Genomic DNA, 20,006 nt, shown 5'->3' with positions numbered 1-20,006 from the left:
TTTTCAAGGGAAAAATGGCATGAATAAATTGCGCTCCGTGGGCTTGAAAACAGGCGCAGCGGCATTACGTCAACCGGTTTTGGCGCTGGCCGCGGCGCTGGTCTGCGCTGTGGCCCCCCTTTCCGCCAGCCATGCCCAGACCGCGCCCGGCACCACGGCCGCGGCCCCGGCCAAACCGGTGAAGGTGGCGCTCATCGAAAGCCTCTCGGGCGCGTTCGCCAACACCGGCGAGGCGGTCTACCGCAACGTCTACTGGGCCATGGAGCGTGTGAACGCACGCGGCGGCGTGCAGCTGCCCGCCAGCAGCGGCGGCCCCCGCCCGCTGGCGCTGGAGCGCTACGACAGCAAGGGCCAGAACGAGGAGGCCTTGTCGGCACTGCGCGCGGCCATCGACGACGGCGCGCAGGTCATCCTGCAGGGCAATTCGTCGGCCACGGCGGCGGTGCTGATCGAAGCCATCAACAAGCACAACGAGCGCGAGCCGAACAAGCGCGTGATCTTCCTGAACTACTCGGCGGTGGACCCGATCCTCACCAACGAGAAGTGCAGCTTCTGGCACTTTCGCTTCGACGCCCATGCCGACATGCGCATGGCCGCGCTCATGGAAGTGATGCGCGAAGACAAGGGCCTCAAGAGCGTCTACCTCATCGGCCAGGACTACAGCTTCGGCCAGGCCGTGCTGCGCGAGGCGAAGAAGCAGCTGGCCGCCCAGCGCCCCGATGTGACCGTGGTGGGCGACGAGCTGCACCCCATCGGCCGCGTGAAGGACTTCGCACCCTATGCGGTGAAGATCAAGACCAGCGGCGCGCAGGCCGTGGTCACCGGCAACTGGGGCAACGACCTCACGCTGCTGGTGAAGGCCGCGCGCGAAGTGGGCTACGAGGGCAGCTTCTACACCTTCTACGGCAACGCGCTGGGTGCGCCCGCCGCCATCGGCGACGCGGGCATCGGCAAGGTGGTCGCGGTGGCCGACTGGCTGCCCAACGTGCCGGGCGCGCAGAGCGAGGCGTTCTACCAGTCGTTCCGCACGCGTTTCCCGAAACCGCAGGACGACTACGTGCACATGCGCATGCAGCTCATGGTCGAGGCGCTGGCCCAGTCCATCGAACGCGCGGGCAGCACCGACGCCGTGGCCGTGGCGCGGCAGATGGGGAGCGCCAACGTGCAGCTGTCGGGCCAGGGCGGCAGCATGCGCGCGGCGGACCACCAGTTCCAGCAGGCGCTGGTGGTGGGCGTGATGGACAAGAAGGGCGCACCGGGCGTGAAGTTCGACGTGGAAGGCTCGGGCTACGGCTTTCGCGTGGTGCGGCAGATCCCTGCCGCCAAGGCGCAGCAGCCCCACAGCTGCACCATGACAAGGTTCTAAACCCCCCTGAGTCGCCTTCGGCGCCTTCCCCCGCAGGGGGACGCCACCCGTGGCCTGGCAAAGCCAGTTCCACGGTGGCTCTGACGGGGCGCATGCTCATGCACGGAGCGCGCGCCAGAGGGGAGCGCAGAGCCTCGCGAGCGTGTGCAGTGCTGCCTGCGCAGCGCGCGCCGCATATCGATATGAAAAGTTAGCGCAACCGGTGCAGGCCGTCGGGCCACAGAATTTGTCGCATTGATCACCCATGCGCGAATCGCTGCCTCCACCGTGTCTTACACCCTCTCCCTGCTCGACAAAAGTCCCATCCCCGACGGAGCCACGGCGGCCGAGGCGCTGCAGCGCACCGTAGCGCTGGCCCAGCGTGCCGAGCAGCTGGGCTACCGCCGCTTCTGGGTGGCCGAGCACCATGGCAACCCGGGCCTGGCCGGCTCGGCACCCGAAGTGCTGGTGGCCCACCTGCTGGCACGCACCTCGCGCATCCGCATCGGCTCGGGCGGCGTGATGCTGCAGCACTACAGCCCCTTCAAGGTGGCCGAGGCGTTCAAGGTGCTCGCATCACTGGCGCCCGGCCGGGTGGACCTGGGCGTGGGCAAGGCGCCCGGCGGCCTGCCGTTGTCCACCCGGGCGCTGCAGGCGCTGCACGATAAATCCCGGCCTGCGGACTTTGGCGCGCGCTTTGCGGAGCTGGACGCCTTTCTGCACGGCACGCTGGACCCGGACCACGCGCTGGCGGGTGCCGTTGCCTACCCCGCGCCGCCCAGCCTGCCCGAGCGCCACCTGCTGGGCGGCAGCCCCGACAGCGCGGCGTTGGCGGCGCGCCATGGCTGGCACTTCACGTACGCGGGCCATTTCAATGACGACCCCGTCAACATCGAGCGCACGGTGCGCGTGTACCGCGAAGCCGCTGGCCGCGCCCCCTCGCTGGCGCTCTATGCGCTCGTGGCCCCTACCCAGGCGCAGGCCGACAGCCTGGTGGGCGCATTGCGTGTCTTCAAGCTGCATTTGTCCACCGGACAGAGCGTGAACCTGCCCAGCGCCCAGGCCGCCGCCGAGTTTGCGCGCCAGGCCGGCGTGGCGGACTACCGGCTCGAAGAAACCCGGCCCCACGTGATTGCCGGCTCGCCCGAGCATGTGCGCGAGCAGCTCGATGCGCTCAGTGAGCGCTACGGCATCGAAGAGTTCGTGGTCGACACGCCGGTCACGGGCTTTGCCGAGCGCCTGGCCTCGGTGGAGCTGCTGGCGGGCGCCTATGCCACCGCCGAGGCCTGACCCGCTGGCCGCCCCCTTTCCCCTGGAACAGACACCATGAGCAACACCCCACAACCCATCCGCTTCGGCGTCATGCTGCATGGCGCAGGCGGCCACATGAATTCGTGGAAGCACCCCGCAGGCCCCGCGGATGCAAGCGTCAACCTCGACTTCTACATCGAGACCACGCGGAAGGCCGAGGCCAACGGCATCGCCTTCGCCTTCGTGGCCGACGGGCTGTTCATCAACGCGAAATCCATCCCGCATTTCCTGAATCGCTTCGAGCCCATCTCCATCCTGTCGGCGCTGGCCGTGGCGACGTCGAAGATCGGACTAGCGGGCACCATCTCCACCTCGTACAGCGAACCATTCACGGTGGCGCGGCAGTTCGCATCGCTGGACCTCATCAGCAAGGGGCGCGCTGGCTGGAACGTGGTGACCACACCGCTGGAGGGCACGGCCAGCAACTACAGCCGCAACCACCCCGACCATGCGCTGCGCTACGAGATCGCCGACGAGTACCTGCAGGTGACGCAAGGCCTGTGGGACAGCTGGGACGAAGACGCCGTGGTGCGCAACCGCGCCACGGGCCAGTTCTTCGACCCCGCCAAGCTGCACACGCTGAACCACAAGGGCCGCTTCTTCCAGGTGGCGGGGCCGCTCAACATCGGCCGGTCGCCGCAGGGGCAGCCGGTGATCTTCCAGGCGGGTTCCTCCGACGCCGGCATCGGCCTGGCGGGCAGGTACGCCGATGCGGTGTTCACGCATTCACCCTCGGTGGAGGAGACGCGCAGCTTTCTGCGCAAGGTCAAGGCCAGTGCCGTGGTGCACGGCCGCCAGGCCGACGATGTGAAGATATTCCCCGGCATCGGGCCCGTCGTGGGCGCCACGCAGGAAGAGGCGGACGCCAAGTACCAGGCCATCCGCGAGCTGCTCACGGTCGATGAAGCGCTGGCCTACCTGGGCCGCTACTTCGACCACCACGACTTCAGCCAGTACCCGCTGGACGCGCCCTTCCCGGAGCTGGGCGAGATCGGCCGCAACAGCTTTCGCTCCACCACCGACCGCATCAAGGCCGATGCCAAGGCGCGCGGCCTGACCCTGCGCCAGGTGGCGCTGGAGGCCGCCACGCCGCGCTCGCAGTTCGTGGGCACGGGCGAGCGCGTGGCCGACGAGATCATCCGCTGGGTGGACGAGGGCGCGGCCGATGGCTTCATCCTGGGCTTCCCCGTGCTGTCGCAGGGGCTGGATGATTTCATCGCGCACGTGATTCCGGTGCTGGAGTCGCGGGGCCGCTACCAGCGCACGCTGCCGGGCCACACCCTGCGCGACCACCTGGGCCTGCCGCGCAAGGCCAGCCGGTACGCGCAGGCCGATGCGGACGCAGCCACGGCGCCAGAGAAGAAGGTGGCGTGATGGGCGCAGCATTGCCCGTAGCGGCGTCCGCACACGACGTGCAGCGGGTGAAAAGCGTGGAAGAGGGCATTGCCGCCTTCATCCACGAGTTCCAGGCATTGCGCCGGGACCTGCACCAGCACCCCGAGCTGTCGTTCCAGGAGCACCGCACCTCGGCCATTGTGGCCGAGCGCCTCGCGTCCTGGGGGTACGAGGTGACCACCGGCATCGCGGGCACCGGCCTGGTGGGCACGCTGCGCAAGGGGCAGGGCCCCAAGACCCTGGGCATCCGTGCCGACATGGACGCACTGCCCATCACCGAGGCCACGGGCCTGCCCTATGCCAGCCAGAACGCCGGTGTGATGCACGCCTGCGGGCACGACGGGCACACCACGGTGCTGCTGGCTGCGGCGCGCTTCCTGGCCGAGTCGGGCCGCTTCGACGGCACGCTGAACCTCATCTTCCAGCCCGCCGAGGAAAACGGCGGCGGCGCCCACCGCATGATCGGCGAGGGCCTGTTCGAGCGCTTTCCGTGCGACGCGGTGTTCGGCCTGCACAACTGGCCCTGCGTGGGCGCGGGGCACTTTGGTTGCGTGACGGGGCCTGCCATGGCCTCGGTGGACCAGATCACCATCACCGTGCGCGGCAAGGGCGGCCACGGCGCCGCGCCGCACGAGACAGTGGACCCCGTAGTGGCCAGCGCGCACATCATCACCGCGCTGCAGACGGTGGTCTCGCGCAATGTCGATCCGCTCGACATGGGCGTGGTCACGGTGGGCTCGATCCACGGCGGCAACGCGCCCAACGTGGTGCCCGACAGCGTGGAACTGAAGCTCACGGCCCGCGCCTTCAAGCCCGAGGTGCGCGAGGTTCTGAAGCGGCGCATTCCGGCCATCGCCCGCGCGCAGGCCGAGAGCTTTGGTGCCACGGCCGATGTGTCGTACCGGCCCGGCTACCCGGCGGTGCTCAACCATGAAGCCGAGACGGAACTGGCACGCAGCGTGGCGATCGACACCTTCGGCGCGGCCCGCGTGGAAGCGGGCTTTCGCCCGCGCACGGCCAGCGAGGATTTCGCCTTCATGCTGCTCCAACGTCCGGGCAGCTACGTGTTCGTGGGCAATGGCGATGGCGCATCGCTGCACAGCCCGTACTACGACTTCAACGACGCCATCCTGGCGCCCTCGGCCACGTACTGGGTGCGGCTGGCCGAGCGGTTTCTGGCCTGAGACCCCTTTCACGAGAAAGCCCTCCCCATGAGTGACAGCTTCATCTACACCTCGCCCGCCGATCCCCTGGCTCGACCGCTCATCGACGAGCTGTCGCACGAGTACGAGTCGCGCTACGGCGAGTTCTACGACCGCGAGGGCGGGCAGCGCGAGATGGAGAAGTACCCGCCCGAGCTGTTCACGCCGGAGCACGGCGGCAACTTTGTACTGCTGCTGCGCGGCGGACAGGCGATTGGCGGCGGTGCCTTCAAGCGCCACAGCGACGCGCACACAGCGGAGCTCAAGCGCGTGTGGACGCACTCGGCCCACCGCCGCCAGGGCCTCGCCGCCAGGGTGCTGCGGGAGCTCGAAGCCCAGGCGCTGCGCCAAGGCTATGCGCGGCTGTACCTCACCACCGGCTTTCGCCAGCCCGAGGCCGTGGGGCTGTATCTGGGCCATGGGTACACGGCGCTGTTCGACACATCGCTGCCGCACGAGACGTACCGCCATCTGCCGTTCGAGAAGACTCTGCGCGCCGTGGAGGGCCTGGAGTCCCCCGCCACGTTGACGGCGCCCGCCACACCGCACGCCCTGGGCGTAGGGCGCGCCGCGGTGGTTGCGCAAGCGGCCTGAAAACCGTCACGCGCACCGGCCCCGCCTGCCCCCGCTCTTTTCCACGAACCCCGACAGCCTGCGAGACCTCACCACCATGTCCACCTCCACCACCCTGGACGCCGCTGCCGGTCTGCCGCTGGGCCCCGGCCATGCCGCACCCCCTGGTGCCCACAGCCATGGGCCCGGCGCGCCTGCCCTCACACCCTCATCCTCCCCGGCCCCTGTCCCGGTGAAGGGCGATTATTCCCACTACAAAGTCGTGCCCGCGCGCTACCGGGCACGGGCCGCCGGCACGGTGTTTGCCGCCGTGGTCATCGCGTTGGTGCTGTATTCGGTGTTCACCAACCCGCGCTGGGGCTGGAGCATCTTTGGCGAGTATTTCTTCTCGGAGCCTGTGCTGGTGGGCCTGGGCCGCACGCTGCTGCTCACCGCGCTGGGGGCGTTGTTCGGATTCACGCTGGGCACGGCGCTGGCACTGGCCCGGGTGTCGCGCTCGCCGCTGCTGGCGGGGCTGTCGTGGACGTTCATCTGGATCTTCCGGTCCATCCCGGTCATCGTGCTGCTGCTCATCATCAACAACCTGGGCTACCTGTACGAGACCGTGAGCCTGGGCGTGCCTTTCACCGGCTGGACGTTCTTCTCGTACCCCACCACGCAGCTCATCAGCCCCTTCGTGGCGGCGTTGATCGGCCTCACGCTGAACCAGGCGGCCTTTGCATCGGAGATCGTGCGTGGCGGCATTTTGTCGGTGGACCAGGGGCAGCTGGAAGCGGCCGCCGCACTGGGCCTGCCGCGCCGCCGCCAGGCGTTCCGCATCGTGCTGCCGCAGGCCATGCGGTCCATCCTGCCCGCAGGCTTCAACGACATCATCGGGCTGGCCAAGGGCACGTCCAACGTGTACATCCTGGCCCTGCCCGAGCTGTTCTACACCATCCAGATCATCTACCGCCGCAACCTGGAGGTGATCCCGCTGCTGATGGTGGCGACCGTGTGGTACCTCGTGATCCTCACGGTGCTGTCGCTGCTGCAGTACTACATCGAGCGGCATTTTTCCAAGGGCGCGCTGCGCAGCCTGCCGCCGTCGATCTTCGGCGGCATTGCGCAGCGCCTGCGGCCTGCGCGGCGCGCGGCCGTTCAAGGTGATACAGCGGTGACCGCACCGGCAGCAGCGCCCACGCCCGCCGTCGCCACCGTGCCGCGCTGGACGGGCGAGCGCAACCGCGGTGGTGAAGTCACCATCCACGGCGTGTCCAAGAGCTACGGCGCCCTGCGCGTACTGAAGGACGTGACGCTGACGGTGCCACCCGGCAGCGTCACGGTGATCCTGGGGCAGTCCGGCTCGGGCAAGTCGACCTTGCTGCGCACCATCAACCACCTGGAGCGCGTGGACGATGGTTTCATTGCCATCGATGGCGAGCTGATCGGCTACCGCCAGGAAGCGGACACCCTGTACGAGCTGGGCGAGAAGGACATCCTCCAACGCCGGGTGGACGTGGGCATGGTGTTCCAGAACTTCAACCTGTTCCCACACCTCACGGTGCTGGAGAACATCGTCGAAGCACCGGTCACCGTGCGCAGGCTGCCCCGTGCAGAGGCCGAAGCGCTGGGGCTGGAGCTGCTGGCGCGCGTGGGCCTGTCCGACAAGGCGCACAGCTACCCGCGGCAGCTTTCCGGCGGGCAGCAGCAGCGCGTGGCGATCGCGCGCGCCCTGGCGCTCAAGCCCAAGGTGCTGCTGTTCGACGAGCCCACGTCTGCGCTGGACCCGGAGCTGGTGGGCGAGGTGCTCGATGTGATCAAGGAGCTGGCGCGCACCGGCACCACGCTCATCATCGTGACGCACGAGATCGGCTTTGCCCGCGAGGTGGCCGACACGGTCGTCTTCATGGAGCAGGGCCGCGTGCTGGAAACCGGCACGCCCGCCAAGGTGTTCAGCCAGCCCGACCATCCCCGCACGGCGGAGTTCCTGGCCAAGGTGCTCTGAGCCGCGGCCTGCCTCACCCGCAGCGGACCTCTGGGTCAGCCGGCCTGTGGCCCAGGCCGGGCTGCGGCGTGGGCGCCGCTCTGATCTGCGCAATTTTTTTGCTTCTTCCTTTGCCTGTTTTCCTGACCCATCCATCCCATCCCCGGAGCCGACCCATGACCCTTGTGAACCGAACCCTCGCAGCCCTGGCACTGGCCGCTGCGTCCATCGCCGCACTCGCGCCCATCCATGCTGCTGCGCAGGCCATCGACCTGAGCCCTGAGCAGCCCATGCGCCCCCGCTCGCAGAAGGTGGACGAGGCACTCAAGCTGGTCGCCAAGGACTTCAAGTTTGCCAAGGAGGGGGTGCTCACCGTGGGCACCACCACCGGCCGGCTGCCATTCGGCGCCTATGCCACCGACAACAAGACGCCCGTCGGCAACGCGCCGGACATCGCACAGCTGGTGGCCGACAGCCTGGGGCGCAAGCTGGAGCTGGTGTCCGTGGCCTGGGCCGACTGGCCACTGGGCCTGCAGTCCGGCAAGTTCGATGTGGTGATCTCCAACGTCACCGTCACCGAGGAGCGCAAGGAAAAGTTCGACTTCTCGACCTACCGCAATGACCAGCTGGGCGTGTATGTGAAGGCCGACAGCAAGATCACGTCCGTCAAGGAGCCCAAGGATGTGGCGGGCCTGAAGGTGGTGGTCGGCGCGAGCACCAACCAGGAGCAGATCCTGCTGCGCTGGAACCAGCAGAACATCGCCGCAGGCCTCAAGCCGGTGGACATCCAGTACTACGACGACGATGTGGTGTTGTACTTGGCGCTGGCCTCGGGCCGCGCCGACGCGTACCTGGCCCCCAACGGCATCGCCGCGCACAACGCGCGCGATGGCAAGACGAAACTGGTGGGAACCTTCTCGGGCGGCTGGCCGCAGGCGGCCGAGATTGCCGTGACCTCGCGCAAGGGTTCGGGCATTGCCGACGCGATCACCACGGCACTGAATGCGCAGATCAAGAACGGCAACTACGCCAAGGCGCTCGAGCGCTGGAACCTGCAGTCCGAGGCCATCCAGGTCTCGCGCACCAACCCTCCCGGCTTGCCCAAGAAGTAAGCCTGCAGCCTTCAAGGACCATCCATGATTCTGACTCTCCATTCCCTGTCGCGCCGCAGCCTGGTGGCCCTGGCCTCGGCGTGCGCGCTGTCCTGCGCGTGGACCGTGGCCGGTGCTGCCACCGCGTTTGACTTCAGCCCCGAGCAAATGGGCCGCATCCGCGCCGAGAAAGACGCAGCGGCCGTCCAGGCCATTCCGAAGAATTTCAAGTTCGTGAAGGAAGGAGTCTTCACCGTGGCGATCGCGCCGTTTGCGCCCCCCATCGCCACGTATGCCAGCGACGCCAAGACGGTGGTGGGGTTCGACCCGGACTATGCGCAGCTGATTGCCGACGCCCTGGGGCTCAAGCTCGAACTGCTGCCGATTGCCTGGGCCGACTGGCCGCTCGGGCTCACCTCGGGCAAGTACGACGCGGTGATCTCCAACGTGGGCGTGACGGAGCAGCGCAAGGAGAAGTACGACTTCTCCACCTACCGCCTGGGCCTGCACGGCTTCTATGTGCGCGCCGACAGCAAGATCACGTCCATCAAGGAGCCCAAGGACATTGCGGGGCTGAAGGTCATCACCGGATCGGGCACCAACCAGGAGCGCATCCTGCTGGAGTGGAACAAGCAAAACGTCGCCGCAGGCCTCAAGCCCGTGGAGCCCGTGTACTTCGACGACGACGCCGCGCGGCTGCTGGGCGTGGTGTCGGGCCGGGCCGACGCCAACTTCAACCCCAACGCGCCGCAGGCCTACCACGCGGCCAAGGACGGCACGATCAAGCTCGTGGGCACGGTGAACGCGGGCTGGCCGCTCAAGTCCGACGTGGCCATCACCACGCGCAAGGGCTCGGGCCTGGCCGATGCGCTGACGCTGGCCACCAATGGGCTCATCAAGAACGGCAAGTACACGCAGGCGCTGCAGCGCTGGAGTCTGCTGGAGGAAGCGTTGCCCAAATCGGAAACCAATCCCCCGGGCTTGCCCAAGTTCTGAAGCCCTCTGAGCCGCTGCGCGACTTCCCCCTCAGGGGGGCGCACCCGGTGGACTGGCGGAGCCAGATCCACGGGTGCGCTGGCGTGGGGGCGCGCCGGTTGCGGGCGTCTGTCGGTCTGATCGGCGTCTGTTGATCCTTTTTCTTTTTCATCCATGGCTATTTCTCATCTCGCATTTCTGACGCCGGGCAACTATGCCGAGGACAGCCCGCTGCAGGGTTTGGAAGACACCTTGCGGCTGTTCGAGCTGGGGGAAGCGCTGGGCTACCAGGGCGCGTGGGTGCGCCAGCGGCATCTGGAGCGGGCGGTGTCGTCCGCGGCCACGCTGCTGGCCGCCGCCACGCAGCGCACGGGGCGCATCGCGCTGGGCACGGCGGTGATCCAGATGGGGTATGAGAACCCTTTCCGGCTGGCCGAGGACCTGGCGATGGTGGACGTGCTGTCGCGCGGGCGCCTGCAGGTGGGGCTGAGTGCGGGGGCGCCACCCTACGGGCCGCTGCTAGGCGGGCGCTTGTTCGACGGCGATGCGCAGGCCATCGATTTTTCGCACGCGCGGGTGGAGCGGCTGCGCAGCAACCTGCGCGGTGATTATTTCGGCGACGACGACTTTTTCGTGGAGTCGCCCGCAGGACGCCAGCGCCCGCGGGTGCAGCCGCATGCGGCGGGGTTGGTGGAGCGGCTGTGGTACGGCGGCGGGTCGCTGAAGTCTGCGCAGTGGGCGGGGGCGCAGGGCTACCACCTGCTGATCGGCAACCTCAACCGCGGTGAGCAGACAGACGATTTCTTCGCGGCGCAGCGCAGCCAGCTCGAACTGTTTCATGCCCACTGGTCGGCTCCCCACGCCCCGCGTGTGGCGCTGGGTCGGGTCGTCGTGCCGCTGGACAGCGCAGATGCTGCGAGCCGGGCGCGCTACCGAGCCTGGGCGGCGCTGCGCGAGGTTCGCACGATGGCACCCCAGGGCGAGCGCCGTACGCTGTTTGCGCGCGATCTGGTGGGGACGTCCGATGAGATCCTGGAAAGCCTGCGCCAGGACCCGATCGTGCCGCGCGTGCAGGAGCTGCGGCTGGAACTGCCATATGACTTCAACGTGCACGAGTACGCGCAGATCCTGAGCGACACCGCGCAGTACATTGCGCCGGAGCTGGGCTGGGTTCCAGCGGCGGCCGGCCCGACTGTTGACGGCTACTGCGTGGACCGCGCAGCCGCGACTTCGCTGCCCAGCTCGATCACCGACATGGCGTAGTAGATCGACCAGTTGTAGCGGGTGATGGCGTAGCGGTTTTCGGTGCCCGGCACGTAGCTCGGCGTATCGCCGCCGTTGTGTAGTTCGACGAGGCCAGGGGTCCCAGATGCTGCGCGGCGGTGCCATCCAGCACGCCGCCCCTTCGCTTGTATGCTGGCGGCGCTGAAGGTGGGCAGGAGTCTTGCGGTAAGAGGTCGTCCAGTTGCAGCAGGCTCAGACCGAACGGGTTGTTTCAAGTTCAAAATGCTGACTCTATGAAGCACCGCCCAGCCCAGGTCTTGCGGTGCGTTCAGCGCCGGATGCGCCGTCCCGTCTTGAACACCCACCACACCACGACAAGGCACAGGGCCATGAACACGAACGTCATGCCCGCGCTCACGCCGATGTGGACATCGGCCTGGCCGTAGAACGCCCAGCGCAACCCGCTGATGAGATAGACCACCGGGTTGAACAGCGAAACGGTCTGCCAGAACGGCGGCAGCATGCTGATGCTGTAGAACGCACCGCCGAGAAACGTCAGCGGTGTGATGACCAGTAGCGGGATCACCTGCAGCTTTTGAAAGCTGTCAGCCCAGAGGCCGATGATGAATCCGAATAGGCAGAATGTGACGGCGGTGAGCACCAGAAAGCCCACCATCCACACCGGATGCGCCACTTCGTAGGGCACAAACACCCTGGCGGTGGTGAGGATGAGCACCGATACCAGCAGCGACTTGGTGGCTGCGGCGCCGACATAGCCCAGCAGCACCTCGACCCAGTTGACCGGCGCGCTGAGCAGCTCGTAGATGGTGCCGGACCACTTGGGCATGTAGATGCCAAAAGCCGAGTTGGAAATGCTTTCGGACAGCAGCGACAGCATGAGCAGGCCGGGGATGATGTAGGCCCCATAGCTCACGCCGCCGATGTCGCCCATGCGCGAGCCAATGGCCGAGCCAAAGACGATGAAGTACAGCGCCGTGGACAGCACCGGTGCGATCAGGCTTTGCATCCAGGTGCGAAAGGCCCGGTTCATCTCGAAGCGATAGATGGCACGCACGCCATGCAGGTTCAGGCCGGTCATGCTCGGGATGCTTTCTGTTGCGACGGGGCGTGGTCCTGGTCCTTGTCCTGGTGCACCAGGCCCACAAAAATGTCTTCGAGCGAACTCTCGCTGGAATGCAGGTCCTTGAAGTCAATCCCGTGTTCGGCCAGCGCGCGCAAAAGTGCGGCAATGCCTGTGTCTTCTTGCTGGGTGTCAAAGGTGTAGGTGAGCATGGTGCCACCCTGGCTAAGCACCAGTGGCCAGCGGGCCAGCGACGCGGGTATCTGCTGCATCGGTTGCTGCAGCGTGAGTGCAAGCTGCTTCTTGCCCAGCTTGCGCATCAGCACATCTTTGTCCTCCACCACGATCAGCTCGCCCTTGCGGATCACGCCGATGCGGTCGGCCATGTCCTCGGCTTCCTCCAGGTAATGCGTGGTCAGGATGATGGTGGTGCCCGCATCGCGCAGCGCCCGCACCAGGCGCCACATGTCGTGGCGCAGCTCCACGTCCACGCCCGCGCTGGGCTCGTCGAGGAACAGGATCTTGGGCTCGTGCGACAGCGCCTTGGCGATCAGCACGCGGCGTTTCATGCCGCCCGAGAGCGCGAGGATCTTGCTGTCCTTCTTGTCCCACAGCGACAGGTCCTTCAGGATCTTTTCGATGAACGCAGGGTCGGGAGCCTTGCCGAACAGCCCTCTGCTGAAGTTGACCGTGGCCCACACGGTTTCAAACGAATCGGTGTGCAGTTCCTGGGGCACGAGGCCAATGGCCGCGCGGGCGGCGCGGTAGTCCCGCACGGTGTCATGGCCATCGGCGCTGATGGAGCCCGCCGTGGCATTGCTCATGCCGCAGATCACGCTGATGAGCGTGGTCTTTCCCGCGCCGTTGGGCCCGAGCAGGGCAAAGATCTCGCCGCGCCGGATGTCCAGGTCGATGTTCTTGAGTGCCTGGAAACCGCCAGCGTAGGTTTTGCTCACGCCGCGCACACGGACGATCGCGTCCGCAGCGGGCATGGAAGAAGGTGATGCAGGCATGGGATGGTGGTCAGGAATAGTGCATGCCGCCGCGGCGGTTGCCGGGCAAGCGGGGGAGCGACGCATTGTGGCTTGAGTTGCGCAACCGCGCTGGCAGGCGCTGGCAAACCCCGCTTTGGCCCTGCGGCCAGGACAGATCTTTTCCCCTTCGCCACCGGATGCGTGCGGTGCGGGTAGTACAGCTGGCTCCGATCCGCAGCCCCACCAGGCAGTTCGGCTCGCGAAGGGTATTGCGGGTCATCCGGTGCTCGGCCCCTCGGTCGACCCTGTGCGCCTGCTCCGGCCGCCTCAGCGCCAGGATCAGCGCGCTCGCGCCGCCGCCACCTCGCGGCCCAGCTCGATCACGGCCATCGCGTAGTAGCTGGACCAGTTGTAGCGCGTGATGGCGTAGAAATTCTCGGTGCCTGCCACATAGCTGGCGGGCTCGCCGCCGTTTTGCAGTTCCACCAGTGCCAGCGGGCCGGTGTGCTGCGCGCCCTGGGCATCCAGCACCGCGCCTTTGGCTGTCATGCTGGCCACGCTGAAGGTGGGCAGGATGTCGGGTGTCAGCAGGTCGTCGAGCTGCAGGCGCGCGCCGTCGAACTGCACGCCAAAGTGCGTGGGCATGCCTGGCGTCCAGCCATGGCCGCGGAAGTAGTTGGCCACCGAGCCGATGGCGTCCGCCGGGCTCTTGAACAGGTCCACGCGGCCGTCGCCATCGAAGTCAATCGCATAGCGCACCCAGCTCGACGGCATGAACTGCCCCAGGCCCATGGCACCGGCGTAGCTGCCACGGGGCTCGAACGGGTCGGTGTCGCTGCGGTTGGTGAGGCTCAGGAACTGCTCCAGCTCACCGCGGAAAAATGCGGTGCGCTCCTTGGCACGCGGGTGGGTTGACGGGAAATCAAACGCCAGCGTGGCCAGCGCGTCCATCACCCGGAACGTGCCCATCTGCTGGCCGTAGATGGTCTCCACGCCGATGATGCCCACGATGATCTCGGCGGGCACGCCGTACTCGCGCTCGGCCCGCTCCAGCGTGGCCTCGTTCTCCTGCCAGAACCGCTGGCCGGCGCGTATTCGGATGGGATCGATGAAGCGGCTGCGGTACACGCGCCAGTTCTTGGCGGTGCCTTTGGCTGGCGGCAGCATGAGGCGGGGGACCTGTGGCAGGAAGTGCGCCTGCCCGATGGCCTGGCGCACCCATTCGCGGTCCAGGTCGCGGCGTGCGGCCAGGTCGTCGGCAAACTGCAGGGCCTCGGGGCGCGATGCATAGGGCACCGCGGGCTTTTGCTTCGTGGCGGTGGGTTTAGAGGGTTTTTGGGGGCTGGCGCTTGCTGCTATTGTGCAAGATGCTATTAAAAATAGAGCAATTTTGGCCCATCGGGCTGTCTTCTTCATGTCGGTTGTTCGTTACTTTGTTGTGTCCCTGCGCCGCGAAACCGGCGCGGCCCGGGCCAGCGTCATCGCGCAAGGGCCGCCTCGCCGCGCTGGCGGAGCCGAGAGAAGGAGCTGGAGGCCGCGGATCCAGGCCTGCCTGCGCAGGCTGGGACGGCCCCGAAGGGCTGCCGTCTCTGGCGGCTGCACGGAGCGGCGAAGCCGCTCAGGGGGATGATTCATTTCTTGGGCCAGGGCAGGGTGCGGAATTCGCGCCGCAGCGTGCCCAGTTCGGTGTCGGGGTGGGGGGCGTAGCGCAGTCGCTCCAGCCGCAGCAGCCAGTCTGCCACTGCGTCGGCTGGCGCCCCGAATTGTGCCCGCACCCGTTCGGCCATCGCGCGCGGTGGCAGGGTTTCCGGCAGTGGCAGGCCCGCGCGCGCCAGGCGCTGGCGCGTGCGGGCCAGCAGCCGCAGCCAGGGGTCGTGCTGGCTGCGTTCCCACAGGCTCCAGCCCATGCCGCCCAGCGCGGCCGCGATGACCAGGGTGCCCAGCACGGTGGTGAGGTCCTGCCAGCTGGGGGATTCAAACCCCAGCGCCTTGAGCAGGTCCATCTGGCGGCTCTGCGTGTAGTTGAGCACCCACTGGTTCCAGCTGTTGTTGACGGCTTCCCACACGGCGCGCAGGTTCTGCACCATGCCCGGGCTGAGCGCGCCCATCGCTGCCGCGAACGCGCCTTGGGGCGCCTGCAGGCGCTGGAACGCCCCCACGCGGCCTGGCGAGACGGCGCCCGTGGGGTCCACGCGCACCCAGCCGCGGCCTTCCATCCACACCTCGGCCCAGGCGTGGGCATCGGCATTGCGCACGGTCCAGTAGCCGTCCACGGGATTGCGTTCACCCCCCTGGTAGCCCGTGACGATGCGTGCGGGCACATCCAGGGCGCGCATCAGCACCACGAAGGCCGAGGCAATGTGTTCGCAAAAACCTTCCTTGCGGTCAAACCAGAACTCGTCGGCGGTGTGTTCACCATAGACGCCGGGATCGAGGGTGTAGGTGTAGCCGCCCGTGCGCAGGCGCTGCAGGGCCGCATTGACCAGCGCGCTTGTTCCGCCGCTGGCCAGCGCGGGGTCTGCGCGCATTTGCGCGGCCAAAGCCAGGGTGCGGGGGTTGAAGCCGGGGGGGAGCTCCGTGTACACGCGCAGCTGCCGCACGGACTGCTGGGGGCCATGGCGGTACTCGGGGTAGCTCACGGCCTGGTAGCGCATCACCTCGGTGATGGGGCGTGAGGTCATCCACTGCAGGTCCTGGGTCATGTAGGCCCGCATGTTGTTGGGCAGCTCGGGCGCCTCGGGGGTGGCTTCCAGCACCATCAGCCAGGGTTGCCGCTGGGGCTCGAGCGTCACTTCGTAGCGCACGGCCGGTCCGCTGACCTGCAGGTTGGCTGGCAGGGCCGCGCGTGCGGCCCAGGCGCTGTCTTCCCGAAACGGCTCGGCCTGCCATTGCCGGCCATCGAACGCCGTCATGACGGGCCCGCGGAAGTACAGCGCCGATTGGGGCGGGACATCGGTGGGCGCCCCCGCGAAGCGCAGGCGGATGGCCACGCGTTCGTCGAGCGCGATCTCGGCCATCTCGCCGATCTTCATGGTGCCCGACAGGCCGCTGCGCCCCGTGAGGTTCTCCCCGGGCATGCCCCACAGCGGCGCCATGCGCGGAAACAGCATGAACAGCGCCACCATGATGGGCGCCCCCAGCAGCGCCATGGTGCCCGCCATGCGAAAGGTCTGCGCCAGGGGCGGGCGCCCCACCGGCATGTGGGCATTGACCAGCGCCATGAGCAGGCCCAGCAGCGCCACCAGCATGGCGGCGGCGGTGAGCAGCGACTGCGAGAAGAAGAAGTTGCTGAGCATCGTGAAGAAGCCCAGGAAGAACACCACCATCGCGTCGCGGCGCGCGCGCAGCTCCAGCATCTTGAGCGCCAGCAGCATGACGACCAGGGTGACGCCCGCATCGCGCCCGAGGATGGTGCGGTGCGTGAACAGCGTGCCCGCCACCGCCACCACCAGCAGGGCGCCCACGGTCCAGCGCCCGGGCAGGGGCCGGCCTTTCCAGGCGAGCCAGCCGCGCCACAGCAGCAGCCCGCCGGCCAGCAGGCTGGTCCACACCGGCAGGTTGGACACCTGCGGTGCGATGACCCAGACGATCACGAACAGCAGAAAGAGCGTGTCGCGGGCGTCGCGCGGCAGGGAAACAAGGGTCTGGCGCAGGTTCATGGCAACGGTCCAGGCCCGGCTTGGAGTGGTGGACATGCTATAAAAAATATAGCTCCCTGCGCCTTGCCTGTATGCGACAGGGGCCCACTGGATACGGATTTTGAAGCGGGGTTCAGCACAGCGCCAGTGCCTCCAGGCAATTTCGTCGGTGCGCCGCACCCGTGTCCGGGGCGATCTCGACACCCGGCAGGCGCAGGCCATAGTCCAGCCCCAGCCGGTCGGCCTGCAGCACCCAGGCGGCCAGGCGTGAGATGCGGGCTTCGTGGTCGGGCAGCGAGGCGCGGGCCAGGTCCAGCCACAGTTCGTGCCGCTGGGCTTGCTGGGCGTCGCGGCTGACCAGGTCGTCCGTGCCGGTGCCCAGCGATTTGGCGGCCTTCTTCCAGACCACGAGCTTGAGCGGGTCGCCCCGGCGGTAGGCGCGCACGCCGTCGAATTCGCCAATGCCCTGCGTGGGCGTGTTGCCGGCGCCGCCCGCGCGCGGTTCGCCGGTCGGCAGCGGCGGTGCCGGGGTCTCGGGCGCGGGGTAGACCAGCACCTGGGCCGCGGGCCGCCAGTAGGTCCAGACGCGGAAGGTGCCGAGCGGAAAGCGCGTCTCGGCCGTCAGCGTGGGCACGCGGTGCAGGCCCCGGCGCGGGGGCTTGAAAGCGACCTGCACGCTCGACTGGCCCTGCGCGGGCACGTCGGTCCAGGCCCAGTGGTGTGCCTCCTTGCCCGTGCCGTGCACCGACAGGGCGATGCCGTAGCGCGGCGTCTTGCGCTCGCTGGACAGCTGGATGTCAAACGCCGTGCTGGTGCCCATGAAGTGTGGCTCGGGCGCCTTCAGGTGCAGCGTGAGCCCGCGCAGGTTGGCGTGGCAGATGTGCATGCCCACCACGGCGCTGCCCGCCAGCAGAAAGGTCAGCAGGTAGCCCAGGTTGAGCTGGTAGTTGATGGACGCGATGAGCAGCACGATGAGCGTCAATGCCAGCATCCAGCCCGAGCCGGTGGGCAGGATGTAGACATTGCGCTGCGTGAGCGCGAGCGTGTCGCTCAGCGGCAGGCGCGCCTGCCACCAGCGCTGGAAGCGGCGGCGCAGTGGCGCAAGCGGGCTCACCCGGGCCAGGATGGCGCGCCAGCCCCCGGTCGGGCGGAGCGTGGCGGGGGGATGGGCGGCTGTCATTTCACGGCAGCGGCACGGCCTCGACCATGGCGCGCACCTGTTCCACCGCGCCGCGTCCGGCATCGCCCACGGGCACCAGGCGGTGGGCGATGGTCTGGGGCAGCACGGCCTGCACGTCGTCGGGCGCCACGTAGTCGCGCCCGCTGATGAGGGCCTGCGCCTTGGCCGCACGCACCAGGGCGATGCCCGCGCGGGGCGACAGGCCCTGCAGGAACCACCGGCCCGAGCGCGTGGCGGCGATGAGGTCCTGCACATAGTTGAGCAGCGGGTCGGCCGCATGGATGGCCTGCACCTGGCGCTGCAGCTCGGCCAGTTCCTCGTCGGACAGCAGGGGCAGCATGGTGTCCACCATGTCGCGCCGGTCCGCGCCCGCCAGCAGCACGCGCTCGGCCGCGCGGTCGGGGTAGCCGATGGAGATGCGCATCAGAAAGCGGTCGAGCTGCGATTCGGGCAGCGCGAAGGTGCCCAGCTGGTCGTGCGGGTTCTGGGTGGCGATCACGAAGAAGGGGTGGGGCAGGGCGCGCGTCTCGCCCTCTACCGACACCTGCTTTTCCTCCATGGCTTCGAGCAGCGCGCTTTGCGTCTTGGGGCTGGCGCGGTTGATTTCGTCGGCCAGCAGCACCTGGGCGAACACCGGGCCGGGGTGGAACACGAAGGCTTCCTTGCCGCGCTCGTAGACCGAGACGCCCGTCAGATCGCTGGGCATCAGGTCGGCCGTGAACTGCACGCGCGAGAACTGCAGGCCGAAAGTGCGCGACAGCGCATGGGCCAGGGTGGTCTTGCCCACCCCCGGAACATCCTCGATGAGCAGGTGCCCGCCGGCCAGCAGGCAGGCCACGCAGTCCTGTACCTGGGCCTGCTTGCCCACGATCACCGTGTTAAGCTGATCCAGAAGCGATTTGATCTTGTGCTGTGCATTCATTGTCATGGCGCGACGTTATCCGAAAACTATCCAAAAAAATACGAGACACGGGGATTGACTGTGAGCAAGACGGGCTATTTCACCCATCGGGATTGTTGGAAGCACGAGATGGGCCCGGGCCACCCAGAATGCCCCGAAAGGCTCGATGCCATCGAAGACCGCTTGCTGGTCACCGGGGTGGGCGATGCGCTGGAGCGCTACGAGGCCCCCGAGGCCTCGCTGGCCGACATCGAGCTGGCGCATGGCCGCATGCACATCGCGGCGCTGCGGGGCCTGTCCGACCGGCTCAACGAAGAGCTGATGGCGGGCGGCCCGAGCTACGCGCAGATCGACACCGACACCTCCATCAACGCCCACACCTGGAAGGCGTCGCTGCGCGCCGCGGGTGCCGCGCTGGCCGCCACCGATGCGGTGATGGCCGGCGAGGTCGAGAACGCGTTCTGCTCCGTGCGTCCGCCCGGGCACCATGCGTGCCGCGACAAGGCCATGGGTTTTTGCTTCTTCAACAACGTGGCGGTGGCCGCCAAATATGCGCTGCAGCGCTACAACCTGCAGCGCGTGGCGGTGGTGGACTTCGATGTGCACCATGGCAATGGCACCGAGGACATCCTGGCGGGCGACCCGCGCGCGCTGATGGTCAGCATCTTCCAGCACCCGTTCTACCCGTACAGCGGCGACCAGGACCCGGCCCCCAACATGGTCAACGTGCCCGTGCCTGCGTACACCCGTGGCATGGACATCCGCGAGATCATCGAGATGATGTGGATGCCGCGCCTGGAGGCCTTCAAGCCCGAGATGATCTTCGTCTCCGCCGGCTTCGACGGCCACCGCGAGGACGACATGGGCCAGCTGGGCCTGACCGAGCAGGACTACGCCTGGATCACCCAGCGGGTCAAGGACGTGGCGCGGCGCTATTCCCAGGGCCGCATCGTGTCGTGCCTGGAGGGCGGCTATGTGATGGGGCCGCTGGCGCGCAGCGTGGAGGCGCATTTGCGGGTCCTGGCTGATCTTTGACTCCCCCTGAGCCGCCTGCGGCGTCTTCCCCCTGAGGGGGACGCCACCCGTGGCCTGGCGAAGCCAGTTCCACGGTGGCACTGGCCTCATGCGCGCCTGTTTCAAACGCCCCTCGCAT

At 67.8% G+C, this 20,006-nt stretch carries 16 protein-coding genes; 10 read left to right on the top strand and 6 right to left on the bottom strand.

All coding sequences use genetic code 11. The features are described 5' to 3' along the window. The first annotated feature begins 19 nt into the window (after positions 1 to 19). The 9 genes from AC1RCS_RS19865 (at position 20) to AC1RCS_RS19825 (ending at position 11,118) form a co-directional block, all read left to right on the top strand. On the top strand, positions 20 to 1,366 hold the full coding sequence (locus tag AC1RCS_RS19865) for a branched-chain amino acid ABC transporter substrate-binding protein (protein ID WP_492245549.1): 1,347 nt from the start codon (positions 20 to 22) through the stop codon (positions 1,364 to 1,366). A 267-nt stretch (positions 1,367 to 1,633) separates the two neighbouring features. Next, a complete protein-coding gene (locus AC1RCS_RS19860; protein ID WP_492245550.1) occupies positions 1,634 to 2,635 on the top strand; it encodes an LLM class flavin-dependent oxidoreductase in 1,002 nt (333 codons plus the stop codon). 36 nt (positions 2,636 to 2,671) lie between these two features. Next, complete coding sequence (locus AC1RCS_RS19855; RefSeq protein ID WP_492245551.1) at positions 2,672 to 4,030, top strand: LLM class flavin-dependent oxidoreductase; 1,359 nt, start codon at positions 2,672 to 2,674, stop codon at positions 4,028 to 4,030. Then, positions 4,030 to 5,235 (top strand): M20 aminoacylase family protein, encoded by a 1,206-nt coding sequence (locus AC1RCS_RS19850; protein ID WP_492245552.1) that lies wholly within the window; start codon positions 4,030 to 4,032, stop codon positions 5,233 to 5,235. The genes AC1RCS_RS19855 and AC1RCS_RS19850 overlap by 1 nt, the downstream gene beginning before the upstream one ends. A gap of 27 nt (positions 5,236 to 5,262) precedes the next feature. Further along, a complete protein-coding gene (locus tag AC1RCS_RS19845; protein ID WP_492245553.1) occupies positions 5,263 to 5,847 on the top strand; it encodes a GNAT family N-acetyltransferase in 585 nt (194 codons plus the stop codon). Between the two features lie 76 nt (positions 5,848 to 5,923). Continuing rightward, on the top strand, positions 5,924 to 7,810 hold the full coding sequence (locus tag AC1RCS_RS19840; protein ID WP_492245554.1) for an amino acid ABC transporter permease/ATP-binding protein: 1,887 nt from the start codon (positions 5,924 to 5,926) through the stop codon (positions 7,808 to 7,810). 155 nt (positions 7,811 to 7,965) lie between these two features. Then, positions 7,966 to 8,901 (top strand): ABC transporter substrate-binding protein, encoded by a 936-nt coding sequence (locus tag AC1RCS_RS19835; protein WP_492245555.1) that lies wholly within the window; start codon positions 7,966 to 7,968, stop codon positions 8,899 to 8,901. 24 nt (positions 8,902 to 8,925) lie between these two features. Further along, positions 8,926 to 9,876 (top strand): ABC transporter substrate-binding protein, encoded by a 951-nt coding sequence (locus AC1RCS_RS19830; protein WP_492245556.1) that lies wholly within the window; start codon positions 8,926 to 8,928, stop codon positions 9,874 to 9,876. A gap of 153 nt (positions 9,877 to 10,029) precedes the next feature. After that, positions 10,030 to 11,118 carry an LLM class flavin-dependent oxidoreductase gene (locus AC1RCS_RS19825; protein WP_492245557.1) on the top strand — a complete coding sequence of 363 codons (1,089 nt, stop codon included), beginning with the start codon at positions 10,030 to 10,032 and terminating at the stop codon, positions 11,116 to 11,118. Positions 11,119 to 11,407: 289 nt separating this feature from the next. Here AC1RCS_RS19825 and AC1RCS_RS19820 read toward each other — a convergent pair whose 3' ends face one another. The 6 genes from AC1RCS_RS19820 to AC1RCS_RS19795 all read right to left on the bottom strand — a co-directional run bounded on the left by AC1RCS_RS19820 (position 11,408) and on the right by AC1RCS_RS19795 (position 18,874). After that, the gene (locus AC1RCS_RS19820; protein ID WP_218294445.1) at positions 11,408 to 12,169 is read right to left on the bottom strand and encodes an ABC transporter permease; all 762 of its coding nucleotides are present in this window, start codon (positions 12,167 to 12,169) and stop codon (positions 11,408 to 11,410) included. A 5-nt stretch (positions 12,170 to 12,174) separates the two neighbouring features. Next, positions 12,175 to 13,173 (bottom strand): ABC transporter ATP-binding protein, encoded by a 999-nt coding sequence (locus AC1RCS_RS19815; RefSeq protein ID WP_218293905.1) that lies wholly within the window; start codon positions 13,171 to 13,173, stop codon positions 12,175 to 12,177. A gap of 300 nt (positions 13,174 to 13,473) precedes the next feature. Next, a complete protein-coding gene (gene mltB, locus AC1RCS_RS19810; protein WP_492245558.1) occupies positions 13,474 to 14,550 on the bottom strand; it encodes a lytic murein transglycosylase B in 1,077 nt (358 codons plus the stop codon). Between the two features lie 215 nt (positions 14,551 to 14,765). Beyond that, positions 14,766 to 16,793, bottom strand: a complete 2,028-nt coding sequence (locus tag AC1RCS_RS19805) for a transglutaminase TgpA family protein (RefSeq protein WP_218294446.1) — start codon at positions 16,791 to 16,793, stop codon at positions 14,766 to 14,768. A 112-nt stretch (positions 16,794 to 16,905) separates the two neighbouring features. Beyond that, entirely contained in the window at positions 16,906 to 17,952 is a 1,047-nt protein-coding gene (locus AC1RCS_RS19800; protein WP_218340658.1) for a DUF58 domain-containing protein, read from the bottom strand. Position 17,953: 1 nt separating this feature from the next. Next, on the bottom strand, positions 17,954 to 18,874 hold the full coding sequence (locus AC1RCS_RS19795) for an AAA family ATPase (protein WP_218294447.1): 921 nt from the start codon (positions 18,872 to 18,874) through the stop codon (positions 17,954 to 17,956). 108 nt (positions 18,875 to 18,982) lie between these two features. Between AC1RCS_RS19795 and AC1RCS_RS19790 the strand changes: the two genes are divergently transcribed. After that, positions 18,983 to 19,888, top strand: coding sequence for a histone deacetylase family protein (locus AC1RCS_RS19790; protein ID WP_255591329.1), 906 nt, complete (start codon positions 18,983 to 18,985; stop codon positions 19,886 to 19,888). The last annotated feature ends 118 nt before the right edge of the window (positions 19,889 to 20,006 follow it).

This window comes from Acidovorax sp. GW823-FHT01C06 (assembly GCF_058798375.1).
This window is presented reverse-complemented; position numbering and strand designations above follow the sequence as displayed.